Raw genomic sequence first — 22,531 nt, forward strand, 5'->3', positions numbered from 1 at the left:
ACCTATGCTCAATGAACCAAGAATTTATATTCAAGTACAAAGTACCTATGTAGAAAGTCAATCACAGCCGGAACAGCAGCGCTTTGTATTTGCTTATACAATATCAATTCGCAATCTTGGGCATTTCCCAGTGCAACTGATTAGCCGTTACTGGCGCATAACCAACAGTGATGGTCACCGAACCGAAATTCAGGGTGAAGGGGTTGTGGGGAAACAACCTTTGATCCCGGCAGGAACAGAATATAGCTACAGCAGCGGGACAATTCTGGAAACACCTCTGGGCACGATGGAAGGTCATTATGAAATGATTGATCACGAAGGCCACCCATTTCGTGCCACCATTCCCGTATTTCGACTGGCAATTCCGACACTGATTAATTAATTATGGCAACATACCTTATCGGCGACATTCACGGTTGTTACCGTGAATTACGTGCCTTATTAGAACAAGCTGATTTTCATCCCGGCAAAGATACATTGTGGCTAACGGGCGATTTGGTTGCCCGTGGTCCTGATTCTCTGGCAGTACTTCGTTATATCAAGCAGCTCGGCACAGCAGTTAAACTGGTGCTGGGTAATCACGATCTGCATTTGTTGGCTGTTTACGCAAAGATCAGCCGTAATAAGCCGAAAGACTTGCTGGATGAATTGCTCACTGCACCAGATATTGATGAATTGATAAATTGGCTGAGAAAACAGCCAATGTTACAAATTGATGATGAGTTGAAATTGGTCATGGCTCATGCGGGGCTCACCCCACAATGGGATTTAGAAACGGCCAAAACATGCGCCCGTGAAGTGGAAGCCATTCTTCGCAGTGACAGTTATCCTTTATTTCTTAATGAAATGTATGGGGATATGCCAAATAACTGGGTCCCTGAATTAAGTGGCCTTGCCCGGCTGCGTTACAGCACCAATGCACTGACCCGGATGCGTTATTGTTTCCCAAATGGTCAGTTGGATATGATCTGTAAATCTAAGCCCGAAAATGCCCCTGCCCCGTTGAAACCTTGGTTCGAATTACCGCGCAACATTCCTGAAGATTATGCCATTGCGTTTGGTCACTGGGCTGCGCTGGAAGGACAAGGCGCTCCGGATGGTATTTATGCGCTGGATACGGGCTGCTGTTGGGGAGGTAAGTTGACAATGCTACGTTGGGAAGATAAACAGTATTTCAGTCAGGATTCAATGCTCACAAGATCAAAAGACTGAATTGACGACGCCGGAGTGCCTGAGCACTCCGCACGTAAAACTAAATCACTTTCTGCGTTCTAAGATTTCAAAACAATAGCTGTGTGAATTGTTTTCATCTTCATCGTGATATTCCGTAAAAACTGAATTCCACTCATCAGGTTCATAATCAGGGAAGTGCGTGTCACCGATCACTTCTGCATCAATATGAGTCAGATACATACGATTAGCCAGAGGAATAAACTGCTCATAAATTTTTCCTCCTCCCATCACCATAATCTCTTCAACATCACCAGCCGCAGCCAAAGCAGCTTCGATGGAGCTTACCCAAGTGACCCGATCATCGCTTGCAGGTTGACTGCTGATCACGATATTCAGACGTCCCGGCAAAGGACGGCCAATTGATTCATAAGTAACTCGTCCCATCACAACCGGCTTTCCGAGTGTGTTGCGTTTGAACCAGGCTAAATCACCTGGCAGAGTCCACGGCATGGAATTTTCCATACCAATAACTCGATCCATGGCCATCGCAGCAATCAAGCTGATATTCATTAAGTCACCTTACAGGCAAGTAGTATGAAAATTTGGGACACTATACGGAAAGGGTTACGCTCAGTCGATAAAATTAGCAATTTATTCAGAACAAATTGTTAGTTTACCCGCTAAATGTTAAGCAATTTATAGCGTAATCAACTTCTGGTTAACAAAAAAGCGCCCTCATCGCAGCCCGACTCAATCGGATGGGGTATACACTACCGCTTTTCATTGCCATTCTGAGCTGCTGCCATTTCTCAAGGTTATTTATTTCCAAAGGTTACTATTTCTTGATGCGGTTTTTATCCAATACTAAAGCTGGCAGAGTTAACAATTAGCCGTCCTGCAACCCCACGATCCGCCATTTCCAGTATCTGGCTGTAATACATGAAGGGGAAATTCTCATAAGAGGGCTGCATCATATTGACCAGTAGTTCTGCCCGTTCATCAATCCAGACAGTATCTTTCCAACCATAATCCTGTGGCTCTGGGCGATTGCCATTAAGGCTGATAACTTTAAATCTTACGCCTTCAATATGGAAAGGCTGAGGCGTTGAGGTTGTGATTATCCAACGTTCCCATGTACCTTGCTGGCTAACTATGTCGGTTCGATGTTCATTCAGCACTGAACCATTAATTCCCTGCGAATAATCTCCCAAAGCTAGCTGCCTGCTTCGGATAGAAGAATTGATTTGTGTATTATCCAGCACGAGCTGAGAAGGTAATTGATCCGTCACCAAAGGGAGCAAACCACTGGCTTTAAGTGTCAATACTGTGGTGGATAACAATTTGGTTGAAGGTTCAAACAACCCTTTCAGACGATCCATCACGCTTGCGGATTCTCCCGCAGTAATAGTGACACTTTCCACTTTCGACATATCAACCAAGACTTCACGACGTTCGCCCGGGGCAAGTGGCAGTTGCTGTATGGCTACAGGAGCAGGCAACAACCCCTGATCAGTTCCAACCATATAGAAAGGACGTCCATCGCTGAGTTCTAATTGAAATCGCCGGGCATTAGAAGCATTCAGCAAACGTAGCCTGACCCAACCTCTGGCAACTTCAACAAAAGGATTTTCAACCCCGTTAACCACTAAAGTATCGCCAAGGAAACCCTGATTGGCTGGCGGGTCATATTGTGGTACGCCAAAATTATCCAGTCGTTTATCCTGCAAAATAACTGGGAAATCATCAACGCCATAATGTTCAGGTAAAGGCAAACCACGGCTGCTTTCATCTTCCACCAGCCACATTCCGGCCAGGCCAGCATAAATATGTCGTGCCATTCGGTGTGGTGTGTTGGCATGATACCAACAGGTAGCCGCTGGTTGATCTATCGGGATAACGGGCGACCAATTTTCACCCGGTGCTATCAAACGGGCCGAGCCTCCCATCAGGGTTCCAGGCACCAGTAAACCACCTACCGTCATTGAAACCGGTTCAGACAGACGGTTGCTATATATCAGTTTGACATCGTCTCCTCGACGAACCCGGATAGTCGGCCCCAGATAGTGCCCGTTGATGCCCCAAACATGAACTTTATTCTGACCATTAAATGACCATCTGGCTTTCTGTATGGCTAAAAATAGAGGTTGTCCGCCTCGGGGTTCCAGTAAGGGGGGAAGTGGCAATTTCGTTTGTTGATTTTTGTTGGCTCGAACCGCAAAAGGAAGCGCCCCTAAACACATTGCCAAACCAGATGCCTGAATAAACTGGCGTCGACTCAGTGACATACTTTCTCCACAGCAGGAATAGTATTTATGACAAGAAATAGTATCTACGACAAGAATAGCAACCCACAATGATTGCTTATGTAAACGCAACCACTAACAATGACTAAAAAAATTCAAATAATTACTGGGATGAATATCCCGATATTGTGGCTATCAGGATTTATTATTCTATCGATTGCGTTTAATAAAAACATTAAGTTATTAAACGCAATCATATCGCGAATGGGAAAGAAATTCTAAAACTATCTTAAATTGATAGCCAAAATCCATCCAAAGTGTGGGGAAATATATTTGACGATTTCGGACATTTTATCGTCATCTGAAATTATCCTTGCTTATTCAGCGCCTCAACTTCTTTATCTAATTCTTCAATTTTAGATTGCATCATTTGCCGACAATGCCCCGCCAATTCACGAACCTGATCTTTGGTATATTTCGTGGTATCAATCGGAGGCAACATTTCGACAATCACAGTGCCATTATTCCAACGATTCAGTTTTATTTTACCGTGTGTTGAAGAAACACACACTGGCACGATAGGTACACCTGCTGCAATGGCGGCATGAAAAGCTCCTGTTTTAAACGGCAATAATCCGCGACCACGGCTGCGCGTTCCTTCCGGGAACATCCAGATCGAAACCTGTTTTTTGGTAATTTGATCAACAACCTGTGAGATTGTACCGTGTGCTTTTGTGCGGTTTTCTCTGTCGATCAAAATATTACCTGTCAGCCAATAAAGCGGACCAAAGAACGGAATAAAAACCAGACTTTTTTTGCCTACAGTGACGGTACGTGGCTGCACTGCATTAGACATGGTAACCATGTCGTAATTGTTTTGATGATTAGCGATATAAATGCTAGGCCCGTATTCCTGAGCGTCTGCCGGAATACGTTCCACTAGTTTAATACCCAATATTTTATGCAGTTTGCCAAACGCATGGCCGAAGGTCATCACATGACGTGGATTGCGCGGACTGAATAAACAGTAGAGACAACCAAAAATAAAGATCAGGATTGTAAACAGAATAACAATAATTCCACGAATGATTGCTAGCATAGCAGCCTCTTGCAGAGCAGGCCAGTATCATACTGGCCCGCAATTATGATTTTTGTTGTTACTTAATTTATTGGTTAGGCGTTTCCACTTCAACACGTTCCACGCGCTGTAATCCACGAGGCAGTGAAGTTCCCTTACGCCCTCTTTCCGCTCTGAATTTCTGTAAGTCCTCTGGGCGGAGCTGCAATTTACGCTTACCAAAGTAGAGCGTAATGGTGGATTGTGGAGGCAGTACCAGCAACCAACTCAGCATATCTTCCCCTGATGCGGCCTGAGCTGCGGGGATAGACACAATCTTGTTGCCCTTGCCTTTGGAAAGCTGAGGAAGATCCGCTACAGGGAACATTAACACACGACCCGCTTTGGTTATCGCCAGCAGCATATCATCCTGCTCGTTGTTAATTTCCAACGGCAACATCACTTTGGCGTTTTCAGGCAGAGTAATCAATGCCTTACCTGCGCGGTTCTTAGCAATCAGGTCACTGAAAGTACAGATAAAACCATAACCTGCATCTGATGCCATCAGAAATTTCTGTTCTTCTTTCGCCATCAGAAGATGCTCAACGGATGCTCCAGCCGGCAATGCCAATTTCCCCGTTAACGGTTCGCCCTGACCTCTGGCTGATGGCAAATCCAACGGATCTATAGAGTAACTACGCCCGGTGTTGTCAATAAAGACTACGGGTTGGTTACTTTTACCTCGTACTGCACTGCGGAAGCTGTCACCAGACTTATAATTCAAGCCAGCCGGATCAATTTCATGCCCTTTCGCACTGCGCACCCAACCCATTTCAGACATAACAACCGTAATTGGCTCAGATGGCAGGATGTCATGATCGCTCATGGCTTTCGCTTCCATGCGCTCTTTCAACGGGGAGCGGCGAACATCACCGTAGCTTTCAGCATCGGCAATAATCTCTTTTTTCAGCAAGGTATTTAATTTACGTTCGGAACCCAAAATCGCCTGAAGTTTGTCACGCTCTTTCGCCAATTCATCCTGCTCGCCACGAATTTTGACTTCTTCCAATTTCGCCAAGTGACGCAATTTCAGCTCCAGAATTGCTTCGGCCTGCGTTTCGGTTAATTCAAAACGCTGCATCAGCACTGGCTTTGGTTCATCTTCATTGCGAATAATGTGGATGACTTCGTCAATGTTAAGATAAGCCGCTAACAACCCTTCCAGAATATGTAAACGTTTAAGGACTTTTTCCAAGCGGTGATTCAGACGATTACGCACTGTTTCACGACGGAAAACCAGCCACTCACTGAGGATCTCAACCAAGCCTTTAACCGCAGGACGGTTATCCAAACCGATCATATTGAGGTTAATGCGATAGCTTTTTTCCAGATCGGTCGTCGCAAACAGATGGTTCATGACTTGTTCGACATCAACACGATTCGTGCGTGGAACAATGACCAAACGGGTTGGGTTTTCGTGATCAGATTCATCGCGTAGATCATCCACCATTGGCAGCTTTTTCGCCCGCATCTGGCTGGCGATCTGCTCCAAAATTTTCGCGCCGGACACTTGGTGTGGCAGGGCTGTAATGACAACGTTGCCCTCTTCTTTCGACCAAACCGCCCGCATACGCACCGAACCACGGCCATTTTTGTAGATCTTGCGAATATCTTCTTTTGACGTGATGATCTCGGCTTCGGTGGGATAATCCGGCCCCTTGACATACTCCATTGCCTCATCAAGCGATAGATCAGGCTTATCCAGCATGGCAATCAGCGCATTCGCCACTTCACGGGCATTATGCGGTGGAATATCCGTTGCCATACCAACGGCAATGCCGGTAGTACCATTAAGCAGAATATTGGGCAGGCGTGCAGGCAGCATTTTCGGCTCCTGCAATGTGCCATCAAAGTTTGGCACCCAATCCACCGTGCCTTGCCCCAACTCACTCAGCAGCAATTCAGCATATTTGGACAACCGGGATTCGGTATAACGCATTGCCGCAAAAGATTTCGGATCATCCGGGGCACCCCAGTTACCTTGCCCATCAACCAGCGGGTAACGGTATGAGAAAGGCTGAGCCATCAGAACCATAGCTTCATAACATGCGCCATCCCCATGCGGATGGTATTTACCCAGCACGTCACCCACAGTACGGGCAGATTTTTTAAATTTGGCGCTGTTGCTCAGCCCCAGTTCTGACATCGCATAGACAATACGGCGCTGAACAGGTTTTAAACCATCACCGATAAAAGGCAACGCCCTGTCCATGATGACGTACATGGAGTAGTTCAAATAGGCGTTTTCAGTGAATGTGTGAAGCGGCTGACGCTCCACACCATCGTGAGTTATCTCACTCATGTATTAATTTCCTCAGAATCTGTATTGACTATCTATTGCGCTATATCTCAATGCGCTAAACTTCAATATCGATGGAATCACCCTTCTCTTGCAGCCAGTTGCGGCGATCTTCTGAGCGCTTTTTCGCCAGAAGCATATCCATGACTGAAAGGGTTTCCTGATAATTATCATCGTCGATAGTCAACTGCACCAGACGGCGAGTGTTGGGATCTAACGTGGTTTCGCGCAACTGCATTGGGTTCATTTCACCCAAGCCTTTAAAGCGCTGGACATTCGGCTTACCCCGTTTGCGACTCAAGCGATCGAGTATGGCGCTCTTTTCCCCTTCATCCAGCGCATAATGCACTTCTTTGCCGAGGTCGATACGGTACAGTGGCGGCATTGCCATATAGACATGCCCACGTTTTACCAGCGTCGGAAAGTGGCGGACAAACAGGGCACACAGCAGGGTGGCAATGTGCAATCCATCTGAATCCGCATCCGCCAGTATGCAGACTTTACCGTAGCGAAGCTGGCTTAAATCGTCACTATCTGGATCGATACCAATCGCAACAGAAATATCATGCACTTCCTGCGAAGCCAGTACTTCATCGGAAGAAACTTCCCATGTATTCAGGATCTTTCCGCGCAGCGGCATAATTGCCTGAAATTCACGATCGCGGGCTTGTTTAGCAGATCCGCCGGCCGAATCCCCCTCCACCAGAAACAGCTCCGTAATATTGAGATCTTGGGCGGTACAATCTGCTAATTTACCCGGCAATGCAGGGCCGTTGGTCAGCTTTTTACGTACAACTTTCTTCGCCGCACGCATTCTGCGTTGCGCACTGGCAATCGCCATTTCAGCCAGTTGTTCTGCTTCCTGAATATGCTGGTTCAACCACAGGCTGAACGCATCTTTCACCACACCAGAAACGAAAGCCGCAGATTGACGCGAAGAGAGGCGTTCTTTGGTTTGCCCTGCAAATTGCGGATCCTGCATTTTGAGGGATAACACGTAAGCACAGCGATCCCAGATATCATCCGCCGAGAGTTTAACGCCACGTGGCAGGATGTTGCGGAATTCACAAAACTCACGCATGGCATCAAGCAAACCTTGGCGTAAGCCATTAACGTGGGTTCCGCCCTGTACTGTCGGGATCAGGTTAACGTAACTTTCTGCCAGTAATTCTCCGCCTTCCGGTAACCAAAGCAATGCCCAGTCAACCGCTTCAGTATCCCCGCGGAGTGTGCCTACAAAAGGTGCCTGTGGCAACGTGACCAACCCATTAACGGCTTCCAGCAGATAATCTGTCAGCCCGTCGGCATAACACCATTTCTGCTCTGTATCGCTCAATTTGTCCTTAAAGACAATTTCAACACCCGGACACAATACCGCCTTGGCTTTCAGCAAATGTGTCAAACGAGTGGCAGAAAAACGGGGGATATCGAAATAGCTTTCATCCGGCCAGAAGTGAACACTCGTTCCGGTGTTGCGCTTACCGCAACTGCCGATAACATCCAGCTCTTGTACTTTTTCGCCATTTTCAAAAGCGATCTGATGAACCTGGCTGTTGCGACGAACCGTGACCTCTACCCGTTTGGACAGGGCATTGACCACCGAGATCCCAACACCATGCAGGCCACCAGAAAACTGGTAATTTTTATTGGAAAATTTTCCCCCCGCATGCAGGCGGGTGAGGATCAATTCAACAGCAGAAACTTTTTCTTCAGGATGGATATCAACCGGCATACCACGGCCATCATCTATCACTTCCAGAGACTGATCGCTGTGAAGGATTACTTCAATATGCTTCGCGTGACCAGCCAGAGCTTCGTCCACACTGTTATCGATCACTTCCTGTGCCAGATGGTTCGGGCGGGCTGTATCGGTATACATACCGGGACGACGACGAACTGGCTCCAGGCCACTGAGGACTTCAATGGCCTCTGCGTTGTAACTAGATTGAGTCATGTTGTAATTCTGTCGGTTGCTTCGTTATTAGAGGGCCAATCAGTATTGATATACTGTTGATAATACCAGTCGCTTACCTATTTTTGGCAATTTTTTTACTATTGCCACTGGTCAGACCCAAGAAATTGATGATTTGAGGGAAATAGTATTCGAGGCCAACAAAAGCATGATTCCCACCAGATTCGACCGTTTGCCGGCACTGCATCAGGTAAGCAACGGCCTGGCGGTAGTCGAGCACTTCATCCCCGGTTTGCTGCAATAACCAGATAAGATCGGGCGATTCCAGCGGGTCAATGTGCATCACTTTGAGATCATGTATGTGGCTTTGTTCGAGAGTATACCGCTCTTCGGTATAGGGATTCACGTTTTCCCCGAGATAATCCTGAAGCAAATCGAATGGGCGTACCGCAGGGTTAACGACCACGGCAGGCAATCCAAAACACTGGGAAAGCCAAATAGCCAGATAGCCGCCAAGGGAAGAGCCCACCAGACCGATATTTTCACCGGCGCGCTCCATCACCAGTTCTTCCAGCAAGATCGCCGTCTCTTCAGGATAAGGCGGTAATTGCGGCGTCAGCATCTCAATTTCGGGATGCTGCTGGTGCAACCATGTTTTCAGCGCATTGGCTTTCGCTGATTGGGGTGAGCTATTGAAACCATGTAGATAAAGTAACGTTGACATTAATACCCGTCCGAATCTAAATCCGGGCAAAACTCGTTACTCTCAAGCCTGTGAACCTGTGTTTGCAATCTTGCTTCTTCGTTGCCAGCCACAGACAGTTCAAGGTAACGCCATCCCGGAGCCACTGTATCAAGCATAAAATTAGTACAATGTGGCTTAAATTGCACACAGGTTGATGGTGTTGCCATAACACGAATGCCATTCCACATTTCATCAACTTCCTGATGGATATGCCCGCACAGTATGGCTTTTACCTGTGCCCTGCCTTTCAAAAACTCTGATAATTCAGGGGCATTACGTAAGCTGTGCTGATCCAACCATGTACATCCAGAAGGGATGGGATGATGGTGCAACATGACAATGGTATGGCGCTCACTGTGCTCATCCAGACATTTATTCATCCATTCGAGCTGATAATCCGTCAGTTCTCCATGAGGAACACCCTGCACCTGACTATCCAGCATAATCAATTGCCAATGCTGGCCGATAAATATCTGCTTGGAAGGTGAAATCCCTGCTGCTGCCAACGTATCAACCATCACCGGCTGATAATCATGATTACCGGGCAGCCAAACACAAGGCGCAGGCAAACGGGCAATCCCCTCAGCAAAATGCTGATAGGCATTGATTGTCTGATCCTGAACCAAATCACCTGTCGCAACGATCAAATCAATATCAAGATCCTGCCCAAGGATCTTATCCAACACAGCATGATAGCTACGATAAGTATTGATGCCTAGCAGTGAATCACCCTTATTGGCGAAAAGATGCGTATCAGTGATTTGCAGTATTCTGGCTGTGGCGCCTTCTGCCACAGGTATTTCAAGCAGGCTTTCCAAATGGTTTCCTTTTCCTGTCGATCATAAGGATTATTCTAGCGTGTCTTTATGTAAAAGATCTGCTGACTGGGGCACACTTCCCATTTTCCAGCATAAATTAGGAATTATTCCCCCAACCAATCTCTCTTCAGTTTTTCATGGTGCAACGCAAGCCACTGTATTGCAATAACCGAAGCAGCATTATCAATAATCCCCTCTTCCACCCACTGATAAGCCTGTTCACGACTGGCAACCAGAACGCGAATGTCTTCATGCTCGCCTTCCAGACCATGAACGCCTGACGCGGTAGAAGCATCCACTTCGCCAACGAAGATATACATGCGCTCTGTTGTACCACCAGGACTGGAAAGATAACTCAACGCAGGCTGACAGCGCTTAACGTCAATCCCTGCCTCTTCCATTGCCTCACGGCGCACGACCTGTTCAGCATTTTCGCCCTCTTCGATCATGCCGGCAATCACTTCCAACAACCACGGTGTATCACTGGTTTCAACCGCAGGGATGCGAATTTGTTCAATCAAAACAACTTCATCGCGTACCGGATCATAAGGCAATAAAACCCCCGCATGACCGCGTTCAAAAACCTCGCGTTTAACGGTTTCGCTCCAACCACCCCGGAACAGGCGATGCCTGAATTGATATTCCGTCATGGAAAAAAAACCGCGATAGAGCGTTTTTTGGGAAATAACTTCAACATCTTGTTTTGTAAAAGTACGTGAAGGGGAAAGATCTTCGCTCATAAAGGCTCCTGATTATTTTTAAAATTTCCTATTATTAAAAGGTATTTTTCTACATTGTCTAAATAAATTCATTTTGATGATACAAACAAGTTGAAAAATGAGGCAATATGGCACAAACAGTCACCCTGCCTTATTGGTATTTTCTGCTAGAATCTGTGGTACTTAGTTTTTATGCAGAGGCAACTTAAGCAAAATAGCTGCACAACAAGGAACGCAAATGAAAAAATTGCTCTCTCTTTTTATTGCTATGAATCTGGTAGGTTTTAGTACTTCAAGCCATGCTGCGGATTTACTCCAGATTTATCAGCAGGCAAAAGAAACAAACCCGGAATTGCTTAAGGCACAAGCTGACCGCAATTCAGTAGTTGAAAAGATTAATGAAACGCGTAGTACGTTATTGCCTCAATTGGGGCTGAGCGCGGGTGTTGATTACAACAAAAGTTTTCGAGTTCCAAAAGATAAACAATCAGAAAGTCATGGTAGCAGTGCTAAACTGCAATTGACCCAAACCATCTTTAATATGGCGAAATGGAATCAGTTAAATCAATCTGAGAAACGTGCTGGTATTGCCGATATCGATTACCAAACAGCTCAACAAAAATTAATTCTGGAGACCGCCAAAGCTTATTTTGACGTTCTGAATAGTATTGATGCCTTGACATATAGAGAAGCCCAGAAAGCCTCACTATATCGTCAGTTGGATCAAACTACCCAACGTTTTAATGTCGGTCTGGTTGCCATTACTGACGTACAAAATGCCCGCGCCCAGTATGATTCAATTCGGGCACAAGAAGTTTCTGATCGTAACACTCTGGATAATGCGTTGGAAAAACTACGCATGATTACCGGTACTTACTATCCACAACTGGCTTCATTGAATATTGATCAATTTAAAACTAAACAACCAGAGTCTGCTGATAAGGTGCTAAAAGAAGCAGAAGCCAGTAACCTGAGCCTGCTGTCAGCGCGTTTAAAACAAGATCTAAGCCGCGAACAGATCAAGGAATCACAGACAGGCTATATGCCAACCGTTGAATTAACGGCGTCTACAGGCGTCAGCAACGATCATAGCCGTGGTGCTCAATACGAAAATACCTACAGCGGAAATAACTCTGTTGGAGTATCCTTAAGCCTCCCCTTATTCAGTGGTGGAGCTACCTATTCTCAAGTAGAACAAGCGAAATATAATTTCGTCAGTGCCAGCCAGAATTTGGAAAACACTTATCGCCAAGTCACACAAGAAGTGCATTCCTCTACCAACAATATTTCTGCGGCGATCAGTAGTGTTGACGCCAACAAGCAGGCGGTACTTTCTGCGCAAAGTTCATTGGATTCAATGGAAGCCGGTTATCAGGTAGGAACACGTACTATCGTTGATGTGCTGGAATCGACAACCAAACTTTATCAAGCCAAACAAAATCTGTCTAAGGCACGCTACGATTACTTGCTTTCCCAATTAAGTAACCAACTGGCTCGTGGCACTTTGAATGAAAATGATTTGATAGAGTTGAACAAGATGTTAGGCACGCAAATCTCAACCTCTGCCAGCAATATCATTAAAGAGATGGAAACACCATCAATTCGCTGATTTAATGTTCTATCGTTTTACATTAAAAAACGTTATATTAAAGACGCTATACTAAAAAAGCAGCCCGCCGATTGTGTGGGCTGCTTTTTAAGCATATCCCAGAGAGCCAATCCCCTGGATATCCTACGTGGGACACGCTCTTAATCAGATACCTTTAAGATGGATGCCCCCTATGACAATTATTTCCTTAACACCCAGGAAACGGACAAAAGAGATAAACCGCGATTCTTTTCGCAAAACCTGGCGAAGCTATCGTCTGGCACCGGTAGCGCTTGCTGTCAGTGCTGTGCTTATGCTTTCTGCCTGTGAACAAAACGATGAAACGGTATCACTCTATACCAATGCCGATGAGTGTTCTCAGGCGAATCCTTCTCAAAGCGAACAATGTAAAGTCGCTTACAACAATGCCTTGAAAGAAGCGGAAAAAACCGCACCGAAATATGCCTCTCGCGAAGAGTGTGTTGCAGAGTTTGGTGAACAACAATGTACGCAAACACCGGCTCAGGCTGGCGTCGGTCAGGCTCAGGCACAAAACAGCAGCAGCGGCAGTTTCTGGATGCCGTTGATGGCAGGTTATATGATGGGTCGCTTAATGGGCGGCAGCTCTGCACCATCACAACCGCTGTTTACCTCAAAATCAGCTTCCAGCCCGGCTAACGGCAAGTTTGTTGATGCGACAGGTAAAAGCTATGGCTCTGCTACCGCAGGTGGTCGCAGCATGACTGTGCCAAAAACCGCGATGGCCCCAAAACCCGCCACCACAACCACGATTACCCGCGGTGGATTCGGTGAATCTGTGGCGAAACAATCAGCCATGCAGCGTTCGTCTGCCAGCTCAAGTTCCAGTTCTTCCCGTTCTATGGGTGGTTAATTAAAGATGAAACGCATTGGTATTACCGAGCGCCCGGATTGGCGCGAAAAGGCTGAAGAATATGGCTTTAACTTTCATACTATGTATGGTCAGCCTTATTGGAGTGAAGATGCTTATTACCAGTTCACTCTGAACCAGATTGAAGAAATTGAAGATGCGACAGCAGAACTGCACCAAATGTGTTTGCAGGTCGTGGAAAAAGTGGCCAACAGCGAAGAGCTGCTGACAAAATTTCAGATCCCAAAACACTGCTGGGAGTTTATCCGTTCTTCATGGGTAACCAGCCAGCCTTCACTCTATTCCCGTCTGGATTTAGCCTATGATGGCAAAAATCCGCCCAAATTGCTGGAAAACAACGCCGATACCCCGACGTCTCTGTATGAATCCGCTTTCTTTCAGTGGATCTGGCTGGAAGACCAGATCAATGCCGGCAACCTGCCGTCAGATGCAGATCAGTTCAACAGCCTGCAAGAAAAGCTGATTGATCGTTTTGTACAGTTACGTGAAAAACATGGATTTGGCCTGCTGCATATGGCCTGCTGTCGGGATACTGAGGAAGATCGTGGCACCATCCAATATTTACAGGACTGTGCTGCGGAAGCCGGTATTCCAACTGAATTCCTGTTTATTGAAGATATCGGACTGGGCGAAAAAGGGCAGTTTACTGACTTACAGGATCAAGTGATCGGTAATCTGTTTAAACTGTATCCGTGGGAATTTATGTTGCGTGAGATGTTCTCCACCAAACTGGCTGATGCGGGTGTGCGTTGGCTGGAACCGGCATGGAAAAGCATTATCTCCAACAAAGCATTATTGCCAATGCTGTGGAAAATGTTCCCGAATCATCCTAATCTGCTGCCTGCTTATTTTGCGGATGAACGCCCTTCAGATATGGATAGCTATGTTATTAAGCCGCTGTTTTCCCGTGAAGGTGCCAATATTCGTATCATCGAAAATGGACAGGAAATAGCCAGTGTCGATGGCCCTTATGGGGAAGAAGGCACGATCGTTCAGCAATTCCATTCATTGCCAAAATTTGGTGATAGCTATGTATTGGTGGGAAGTTGGTTGGTGAATGATCAATCGGCGGGTATCTGTATCCGTGAAGATCGAGAGTTAATAACTCAAGATCTTTCACGTTTCTACCCGCATATTATTTTGGATTAATTCAATTATCCAATCTGAATAGACAACATACTCAAGGAGCCGTCTTCAATACCCTCAATCGGGGTTGAAATCGGCTCTTTTTTATCCCATGTCCCCATCACATACAGCAACGGCAGGAAGTGCTCTGGTGTTGGATTAGATAGCTGACCATCTTCCCTATCCAGAGCATTAACCAAAGGATGAGGCTCTTCAAAGCTAGTTAAGCTCTCACGCACAAACTGCTCAAAAGAGAGCGCCCATGGGAAAGGCTCTGCCCCCAATACCCTGGCCGGCAAATTATGTACGACATTACCGCTTCCCATAATTAAGACGCCTTCATCACGAAGCAGGGCTAATTTTTTGCCCATTTCGTAATAAAAAGACGCGGGCTGAGTGCGATCCATGCTCAATTGGACAACGGGAATATCTGCATCAGGATACATTTTAGCCAATATTCCCCAAGAGCCATGATCCAATCCCCAGTCTTTAAAATCAGTCTCGACTTCAATCGGCTCCAGAATATCTTGTACCAATACAGCGAGCTCAGGATACCCTTTGGCCGGATACTGCTTCTCATGTAACTCTCTGGGAAAATTACCAAAATCGTGGATCGTTCTGGGCTGAGCCATGGCTGTCACTGCTGTACCTTCCGTATACCAGTGAGCAGAAATCACAAGAATCGCTCTTGGTCTGGGCAATTTTTTTCCCAGTTCAAACCAAGCGCGTGAATAGCAGTTATCTTCAATGGCATTCATTGGGCTACCATGACCAATGAACAATGCAGGCATTCTCAGGAGACTCATTCTCGCCCCTTATACAGCAAATTAAACATTTAGAATAATGGATTGTGAGTTACGGTAAAAAAACTATGACAAGATTAAGACTTTTCTTCCCTGAATACAGTCAATCAAAAATGATGGAGTGTTTCAAAAATACTGAAAGGCCACAGAAGATGGGCTGTAGCCTTTCATACGTGCATGCGATATTTTTCCCCATCTTTCAAGTTACTGTGATACCGCACAGTAACTCAAAATCTGTTGAGTATAACCGATATATTCTATCTGATTTGTTTTCCATCCACTGTTTTCTATCCATACTAATTAGGGAGGCTATTAACTCGCCGCCTTTGCTATTTTTAAGCGATAGTCCACCAAGTCTTCGATAGTGACTACCGGCATACCATGCAGTTTTGCGAATTCAATCACTTCAGGTGCACGGGCCATTGAACCATCGTCGTTTGTTAATTCACACAGTACTCCCGCAGGCCTGAAACCGGCCAGTTTAACCAAATCAATGGTGGCTTCAGTATGACCACGGCGAGTCAAAACGCCTCCCGGTTGCGCCCGCAAAGGAAAAACATGTCCAGGCCGATTCAAATCGTTTGGCTGAGCATCGTCTGCAATGGCGGCTTGGATCGTGGTAATGCGATCTGCCGCAGACACGCCGGTGGTTACCCCCTGTGCGGCTTCAATGGTGACAGTGAAAGCTGTCTGGTACTGACTGGAATTATTTTCGACCATCATGGGCAAATTTAGCTGCTGACGACGTTCTTCGGTCAGGCAAAGGCAAACAATTCCACTGCCATGACGGATGGTTAATGCCATTTGTTCTACCGTCATTGTTTCGGCAACGAAAATCATATCGCCTTCATTTTCACGATTTTCGTCATCCAATACCATCACACCCTGTCCCGCACGCAAAGCAACAAGCGCACGTTCAACACGTTCAAATGGCGTCCCATATGAGGAAAGTAGCGTCTGATTCATGGTAAAGAAACCTCTTTAAATGTATGGATTACCAGAATCAGGGCAATTTTGAGGAGTTCATGCTGCACAAAAATACGGCAACAAAAACAACAGACGAGCGCAAGCACTCGATTGATGCTGTTATTCTCTCCCATCCGGACTATCACCGTCGGCTCCAGAATCACACTGGATCTGCTGACCTCTGTTTTATTTCGTTACGAATAACAACAAACAGAGCGCTCGCGGGCTTCATAAAATTATCATTCGATCATTTCATGTTACCGCCGGTAGGGACTTTCACCCTGCCCTGAGATAAACAATTTCACTATAGCGCTAATAATCTGTAGGGGCAATCTACAAAATCAAATATGAAACCTGGCTCGCAATCATTTATGCTTTCATCATCAAGTATTAGAATACCGCCAACACAATTATGCCTAAAAGGATGATCATCATGCTTGATCCAAAGAAAATTGAACAAATTGCCCGCCAAATCCACAATGCAATGCCGAAAGGTGTTAAAGAGTTTGGTGACGATGTAGAAAAAAAATTGCGTACTGTACTGCAATCTCAACTGAGCAAGCTGGATCTTGTCAACCGTGAAGAGTTTGATGTCCAAACACAAGTTCTTCTGCGTACACGTGAAAAATTGGTTGCGCTGGAACAACGCCTGACTGAATTGGAAACCCGTCTGGAAGGTTCAGACAAGAAAACCGAGCAGGCTGAATAATGGTGTGAGGAGAATGGCTATCGTAGCTTCGTTCTCCTCCAACGTTTCCCTTCATTTTTAACATAAAAAATTATCTTATATTTTTCTCTATACATTTTACTCTAATAACATCTCTGTCATTTTGATGTGAGTCTTTCATACACGCCTTATATTTATCTCCATAATCTTTGAATTCCGCCCTTGCTACAGATAATGGTTTTTTTAATAAGTCTTCAATAAAATCGACGCTTCCCACTTCAAAATGTTGGTAATCTATCGGCGTATCCCAATATCCCCCCCACCGCATAAAACCATTCGACAGAAAGATATCAATGACTTTTTCTGCCATCCCTTCTCTGACCTCTTTTCCCGGTCTTTTTTCTATTCTATTGAGGTATTTTTCTGCACCCGCTTCGGGTAAAACATAGGGAGCACCAAATTGATTAAAGCCTAAAAATGGGTTCTGCACGGGGTTAATATCTATGGCGGCACCATACGCATGCTTTGACCATGATGAAGCCCCTATTATTTTCCTTCCATTAAATGCCGATGAATTATTATCGCGCATTGAGGCTTGATCATCACCATTATAGTGTTCCATGGGTAATGCCTTATGTATCAGGAAATTGACTAACAATAATTCGTTAAAAATATTCTCAACCTGTGGTGAAAATATATCAAGCACCACTATTTTACCCGTATTTTCATTTCCGGAAAGATCAATGTATTTAAAATTAACGACATTTAATCGATGGCAAGGAATGGGGTTATTTTCTGTTATCACACCAGATAATTCCATTTTCTGGCAATCTTTCTGGGTGATTGAAGATATTTTCGCTGAAACACAAACAGGAAATAATATCAAAAACAAGAAAGCAGATTTAAATAGACTCATAAATCCATCACGAATAATAAATTAAACAATTTATTATCATAATTATTATTTTATCCAAGTAAATTATTCATTTTTGTATTATCGGAAGAAAAAATGATAAGTCACTTAAGAAATAAAAGATATATGCCGTTATGCTCACAAAGAAGCATAACGGACACAATGCCAAACTTACTGGCGCTTAATGGTTTTGATGATATTGGTGGTTGAAATACCATCTTCGAAGTTCAAGACCTTAACTTCGCCACCAGCCGCCCAAACTTCTTCGCTACCGGCGATCTCTTCTGGTTTGTAATCGCCCCCTTTGACCAAAATATCCGGCAGGATACCTGCAATTAAACGCTGAGGTGTGTCTTCCTCGAACGCCACAACCCAATCCACGGATTCCAGTGCCGATAACACAATCATACGCTGTTCCAGTGGGTTGACCGGGCGAGTTTCCCCTTTCAGTCGCTTGGTGGAAGCATCACTATTAACGGCAACAATCAAACGATCACCTAATTTGCGCGCATTGGACAGATAAGAAACATGCCCGGCGTGAAGGATATCAAAACAGCCGTTAGTCATCACAATACGTTCGCCGCGCTGACGAGCCTGTGCAACCACCTCTTTCAGTTGAGCTTCGCTCATTATGCCAAACCCGGTTTCTGCACGACCACGCACTGCGTTTTCCAGTTCGACAGGCGAAACAGTAGAAGTTCCCAACTTGCCAACCACAACACCTGCCGCCGCATTGGCAAGGTAACAAGCTTCATTCAGCGGCTTGCCAGCAGCAAGAGCCGTTGCCAATACCCCAATTACGGTATCTCCCGCACCTGTGACATCAAAAACTTCCTGTGCCTGAGTTGGCAAATGCAGAGGTGGCTGCCCGACTCGCAGCAAGCTCATGCCACGCTCAGAACGTGTGATCAGCAATGCTTTCAGTTCCAGATCCTGTACCAGTTGCGTGCCTTTCTGTATCAGATCATCATCATCTTTACAGTGCCCTACAACTGCTTCAAATTCTGACATATTTGGCGTGAGCAATGTTGCGCCACGATAACGCTCAAAATCGCTGCCTTTTGGATCGATAAGCACAGGAACATCGGCTTTGTTGGCAAGCTTAATCATTGCCTGAACTTGGTTCAGCGCTCCCTTTGCATAATCCGACAGAACCAACGCCCCGATATGTGGCAAAGATTGTTGAATTTTCTCCAGCATCGGCTGAGCATCTACGTTCTGGAAACCTTCTTCAAAATCCAGACGAAGCAATTGCTGGTTACGTGATAACACACGCAATTTCGTGATAGTTGGATGCGTTGGAACAGGAACAAAATCGCATTGGACTTTCACACTACTGAGTTTTTCGTTCAATGCCCTTGCTGCATCATCAACCCCCGTCAACCCGACCAGACGTGAATTTGCCCCCAGTGACGCAATATTCATGGCGACGTTCGCCGCGCCACCAGGACGCTCTTCAATGGTTTCCACCTTAACCACGGGAACCGGTGCTTCCGGTGAAATGCGGCTGGTTGGGCCGTACCAATAGCGGTCTAACATGACATCACCAACAACTAAAACACCTGCGCGGTGAAAATCAGGGAGTGTTACTTTCATCCCATGCTCCAAATATCAAAATAAACTGTGGTGGATATTACCATAACCCATCTGAATGCCAGTAAGATCAACAGCAAAACCGGCCATTTCAACGATTATCTGCTAGCCACTTCTGCCAGCTATCACGCACCAATGTCTGCTGCTGGCTAAAATGGTCAGATGAAACCCGGCCAGGTAGTGTCTGCAAGGCAAGATGGTGGAGTTCATCACGCATGGTGATATAAGCCTGCGTCAATGCCATCGCTTCCTGCTCATCCATAATATTATGATTCGCCATTAATTCGAAAATTCGCACATTATCAGACCAACGGGTCAATTTGGCGTTTTCCGGCGCATAACGCAGCACCTGATACTGGGCAATAAACTCAATATCTGTGATCCCGCCCGGATCAGCCTTGATATCAAATTGATCCTGTTGCTGACTGCCTAAATGCTGGTGCATTTTTTCGCGCATTTCACGCACTTGCTGGCGCAAAAACGCAGGGTCGCGAGGAATACATAATGTTTCACGACGAATGCGCTCAAAGTCACTACGCATTTTCTCATCGCCAAAAACCATGCGTGCCCGAATCAACGCTTGGTGTTCCCAAGTCCATGCTTCATTTTTCTGGTAGTCATCAAAAGCCTCAAGCGTGCTGACCAACATTCCTGATTCACCGGATGGACGCAAGCGGGCGTCAACGTCATATAATATTCCCGACGCTGTTCGAGTACTGAACAGATGAATGATGCGTTGAGCAAGGCGCAAATAAAACTGACGGGCATCAATAGAGCGTGCACCGTCGGTCACTACTCCCATTGGGCAATCCAACAGGAAAACCAGATCCAAATCGGAACCATAACCTAGCTCCCAGCCCCCCAATTTGCCATAACCGATAATGGCAAACCCTAGCCCCCCTCGCCGGGATAAATGAACAGGAGTGCCGTAGCGCTTGACCATCTGGTTCCATGCCTGCTGCACAACAGCACCAATAATGGCTTCTGCCAGATAAGTCAGGTGATCACTCACTTTCATCACCGGCAAAGCGCCTACAATGTCTTCTGCTGCAATCCGCAATAATTGGGCCTGCTTAAATTGACGTAAGGCTTCCAGCAATTGCTCTTCATCATCCTCAGGGATACGCAGCAAATATTGATAAAGCTCATCGCGATAGGCTTCCATCGGCAACGGCTGATACAACGATTTTGGATCGAGCAGCTCATCCAGCAGCAAGGGGTGGCGGGTAAGCTGGCTGGCAATCATCGGGGAAGCGGCACACAGGCGGATCACGTGAACCATGACTTGCTCTGATTCCAGCATCAGTTCCAGGTAAGTCGTTCGGCTGACGATACTGAGTAACAGCGGGATAATCCGCTCCAAAACGGTATTAGCATCCTCCCGCACACCAATTTTTGCCAACAAGCGTGGCATCAGTTGGTCAAGTACATCTCGTCCCCTTGGGCCGATCGTGCGTTTACTGACGTCCTGACGAAAAAGTGCGATCACATCCAGCATTTTCCGGGCTTCTGCTTCATCAAGATGAGGAATCAATGCGATGAGTTCGTCCCTGTTCAAAGCTTCCTGCCATAAACTTTTAAATGGCACATGGTTAGCTTCCTCGCCATTCTCTTCGCTTTCATCGCCTATCAATAACTGGAAAATACCTCGCACAGCATACATTTTGCGTTCTGTTTCTGCCATCAACGCATCCCAATCCGGAAAACCCATTCCCCAGGATAAACGAGCACGATCCAATATATTATCCGGCAAGGTTTGTGTTTGTTGATCGCGAATCGATTGCAGCAGGTTTTCAAGCCGACGCAAGAACAGATAACTTTCTTCGAGCTGCCTTACCTGTTCCGGTGGCAGTAAGGCCAGGTTTTCGATGGCCTTCAATGTTGGCAATAATGAACGGGATTGCAGGCTCGGCTCCCTTCCGCCACGAATAAGCTGAAAAACCTGAGTGATAAATTCGATTTCCCGGATCCCGCCCGCGCCTAATTTAATATTATCTTTTAATCCACGGCGACGAACTTCCCGTTCAATCATGCCCTTCATATTCCGCAAGGACTGGATCACGCTAAAATCGATATAGCGACGGAAGACAAAAGGACGCAACATCTGACGTAATTCCTGTGAATAAGCCTGCTCGTCATGCCCCAAAATACGCGCTTTCACCAACGCGTAACGCTCCCAGTCACGTCCTTGTTCCTGATAATAGTCTTCCAGAGCAGGGAAACTGAACACCAAAGGCCCACTGTCACCAAACGGACGCAGCCTCATGTCCACACGGTAAACAAATCCATCTACGGTTTGTTGATCCAACACTTTAATTAATTTCTGTCCCAAGCGAGTAAAAAACTGGGAGTTATCCATTTCACGGCGCCCGCCTTGGGTGACGCCACTTGCCGGATAAGCAAAAATAAGGTCGATGTCAGAGGAAAAATTGAGTTCTCCGCCGCCCAATTTACCCATTCCCAGAATTAACAACGGTTGTGCCACGCCATCGCTATTGGTCGGCGTTCCCCAATCCTGACAGCAACGCTGGTAAAGCCAATCACGAGCGGCAACAATCAGGGTTTCAGCCAGCATACTTAACTGCTGTAAAGTCTGTTCTGTCGTGCTGCTTTGCAAAACCTGTGACCATGCAATCCTGACCAACATTCGATGACGGAACAGGCGCAAAACCCGCATCAATCCATTTTCATCATTTGCCGTAGACAATGCGTGTTCTAACCAGTGGGAATAACATTGCCATTCATCCGGTTGCGGCGGATTCTGGCGGATATCCTCCAGCCATGCGGGGTGAGAAAGTAAATTTTCTGCCACAAAATCACTTAATGACAGGACAGCCTGTTCATGAAGTGAAAAAGGTGCGACTGTTCCTTCTAATGGCTGGAAATTCGCGATGACACGCTGTAATTGCTGAGCTAAAGGTGATGAAAATAGCAACATGA

Annotated in this window: 19 protein-coding genes and 1 riboswitch; of the genes, 6 read left to right on the top strand and 13 right to left on the bottom strand. The window is 46.0% G+C overall.

Annotated features, from left to right (window positions below):
• Window positions 1-4 precede the first annotated feature (4 nt).
• Together apaG and apaH are read left to right on the top strand one after the other, a co-directional pair.
• On the top strand, window positions 5-382 hold the full coding sequence (gene apaG, locus Xenpb_RS06210) for a Co2+/Mg2+ efflux protein ApaG (RefSeq protein ID WP_187653545.1): 378 nt from the start codon (window positions 5-7) through the stop codon (window positions 380-382).
• A 2-nt stretch (window positions 383-384) separates the two neighbouring features.
• Window positions 385-1,212: a bis(5'-nucleosyl)-tetraphosphatase (symmetrical) ApaH gene (gene apaH, locus Xenpb_RS06215; protein ID WP_187653546.1), complete on the top strand. Its 828-nt coding sequence runs from the start codon at window positions 385-387 to the stop codon at window positions 1,210-1,212.
• Window positions 1,213-1,257: 45 nt separating this feature from the next.
• Here apaH and folA read toward each other — a convergent pair whose 3' ends face one another.
• From folA to nudF, 8 genes are all read right to left on the bottom strand, one after another.
• On the bottom strand, window positions 1,258-1,743 hold the full coding sequence (gene folA, locus Xenpb_RS06220) for a type 3 dihydrofolate reductase (protein WP_099113983.1): 486 nt from the start codon (window positions 1,741-1,743) through the stop codon (window positions 1,258-1,260).
• A gap of 284 nt (window positions 1,744-2,027) precedes the next feature.
• A complete protein-coding gene (gene ftsP, locus Xenpb_RS06225) occupies window positions 2,028-3,458 on the bottom strand; it encodes a cell division protein FtsP (protein WP_187653547.1) in 1,431 nt (476 codons plus the stop codon).
• Between the two features lie 325 nt (window positions 3,459-3,783).
• Window positions 3,784-4,515 carry a 1-acylglycerol-3-phosphate O-acyltransferase gene (locus Xenpb_RS06230; protein WP_187653548.1) on the bottom strand — a complete coding sequence of 244 codons (732 nt, stop codon included), beginning with the start codon at window positions 4,513-4,515 and terminating at the stop codon, window positions 3,784-3,786.
• A 67-nt stretch (window positions 4,516-4,582) separates the two neighbouring features.
• Window positions 4,583-6,835: a DNA topoisomerase IV subunit A gene (parC, locus tag Xenpb_RS06235; RefSeq protein WP_187653549.1), complete on the bottom strand. Its 2,253-nt coding sequence runs from the start codon at window positions 6,833-6,835 to the stop codon at window positions 4,583-4,585.
• 55 nt (window positions 6,836-6,890) lie between these two features.
• Window positions 6,891-8,786 (bottom strand): DNA topoisomerase IV subunit B, encoded by a 1,896-nt coding sequence (gene parE, locus Xenpb_RS06240; RefSeq protein WP_187653550.1) that lies wholly within the window; start codon window positions 8,784-8,786, stop codon window positions 6,891-6,893.
• Window positions 8,787-8,859: 73 nt separating this feature from the next.
• A complete protein-coding gene (gene yqiA / locus Xenpb_RS06245; RefSeq protein WP_187653551.1) occupies window positions 8,860-9,468 on the bottom strand; it encodes an esterase YqiA in 609 nt (202 codons plus the stop codon).
• The gene (cpdA, locus tag Xenpb_RS06250) at window positions 9,468-10,307 is read right to left on the bottom strand and encodes a 3',5'-cyclic-AMP phosphodiesterase (protein ID WP_187653552.1); all 840 of its coding nucleotides are present in this window, start codon (window positions 10,305-10,307) and stop codon (window positions 9,468-9,470) included. Before cpdA ends, yqiA begins: the two co-directional genes overlap by 1 nt.
• Window positions 10,308-10,411: 104 nt before the next feature.
• On the bottom strand, window positions 10,412-11,047 hold the full coding sequence (gene nudF / locus Xenpb_RS06255; protein WP_187653553.1) for an ADP-ribose diphosphatase: 636 nt from the start codon (window positions 11,045-11,047) through the stop codon (window positions 10,412-10,414).
• A 217-nt stretch (window positions 11,048-11,264) separates the two neighbouring features.
• Between nudF and tolC the strand changes: the two genes are divergently transcribed.
• The 3 genes from tolC to Xenpb_RS06270 all read left to right on the top strand — a co-directional run bounded on the left by tolC (window position 11,265) and on the right by Xenpb_RS06270 (window position 14,673).
• Complete coding sequence (tolC, locus tag Xenpb_RS06260; RefSeq protein ID WP_187653554.1) at window positions 11,265-12,635, top strand: outer membrane channel protein TolC; 1,371 nt, start codon at window positions 11,265-11,267, stop codon at window positions 12,633-12,635.
• Window positions 12,636-12,807: 172 nt separating this feature from the next.
• On the top strand, window positions 12,808-13,506 hold the full coding sequence (locus Xenpb_RS06265) for a DUF1190 family protein (RefSeq protein WP_187653555.1): 699 nt from the start codon (window positions 12,808-12,810) through the stop codon (window positions 13,504-13,506).
• A gap of 6 nt (window positions 13,507-13,512) precedes the next feature.
• A complete protein-coding gene (locus Xenpb_RS06270; RefSeq protein WP_187653556.1) occupies window positions 13,513-14,673 on the top strand; it encodes a glutathionylspermidine synthase family protein in 1,161 nt (386 codons plus the stop codon).
• Between the two features lie 5 nt (window positions 14,674-14,678).
• Here the strand turns inward: Xenpb_RS06270 and ygiD are convergent, their stop codons facing one another.
• Both ygiD and ribB read right to left on the bottom strand, forming a co-directional pair.
• Window positions 14,679-15,455: a 4,5-DOPA dioxygenase extradiol gene (gene ygiD, locus Xenpb_RS06275; RefSeq protein ID WP_187653557.1), complete on the bottom strand. Its 777-nt coding sequence runs from the start codon at window positions 15,453-15,455 to the stop codon at window positions 14,679-14,681.
• Window positions 15,456-15,764: 309 nt separating this feature from the next.
• Window positions 15,765-16,418, bottom strand: a complete 654-nt coding sequence (gene ribB / locus Xenpb_RS06280) for a 3,4-dihydroxy-2-butanone-4-phosphate synthase (RefSeq protein ID WP_047963974.1) — start codon at window positions 16,416-16,418, stop codon at window positions 15,765-15,767.
• 118 nt (window positions 16,419-16,536) lie between these two features.
• A riboswitch (FMN riboswitch) is annotated at window positions 16,537-16,716 on the bottom strand.
• Between the two features lie 135 nt (window positions 16,717-16,851).
• On the opposite strand from ribB, the gene Xenpb_RS06285 reads away from it, so the two are divergent.
• A complete protein-coding gene (locus Xenpb_RS06285; RefSeq protein WP_187653558.1) occupies window positions 16,852-17,127 on the top strand; it encodes an accessory factor UbiK family protein in 276 nt (91 codons plus the stop codon).
• A 70-nt stretch (window positions 17,128-17,197) separates the two neighbouring features.
• On the opposite strand, the gene Xenpb_RS06290 is transcribed toward Xenpb_RS06285, so the two are convergent.
• The 3 genes from Xenpb_RS06290 to glnE all read right to left on the bottom strand — a co-directional run bounded on the left by Xenpb_RS06290 (window position 17,198) and on the right by glnE (window position 22,529).
• Window positions 17,198-18,001, bottom strand: a complete 804-nt coding sequence (locus tag Xenpb_RS06290; RefSeq protein ID WP_187653559.1) for a M15 family metallopeptidase — start codon at window positions 17,999-18,001, stop codon at window positions 17,198-17,200.
• A gap of 168 nt (window positions 18,002-18,169) precedes the next feature.
• The gene (hldE, locus tag Xenpb_RS06295; protein ID WP_187653560.1) at window positions 18,170-19,594 is read right to left on the bottom strand and encodes a bifunctional D-glycero-beta-D-manno-heptose-7-phosphate kinase/D-glycero-beta-D-manno-heptose 1-phosphate adenylyltransferase HldE; all 1,425 of its coding nucleotides are present in this window, start codon (window positions 19,592-19,594) and stop codon (window positions 18,170-18,172) included.
• 88 nt (window positions 19,595-19,682) lie between these two features.
• Complete coding sequence (gene glnE, locus Xenpb_RS06300) at window positions 19,683-22,529, bottom strand: bifunctional [glutamate--ammonia ligase]-adenylyl-L-tyrosine phosphorylase/[glutamate--ammonia-ligase] adenylyltransferase (RefSeq protein WP_187653561.1); 2,847 nt, start codon at window positions 22,527-22,529, stop codon at window positions 19,683-19,685.
• Between the last annotated feature and the right edge of the window lie 2 nt (window positions 22,530-22,531).

It is taken from the genome of Xenorhabdus sp. PB62.4 (assembly GCF_014467285.1).
Classification (GTDB): Bacteria; Pseudomonadota; Gammaproteobacteria; order Enterobacterales; family Enterobacteriaceae; genus Xenorhabdus.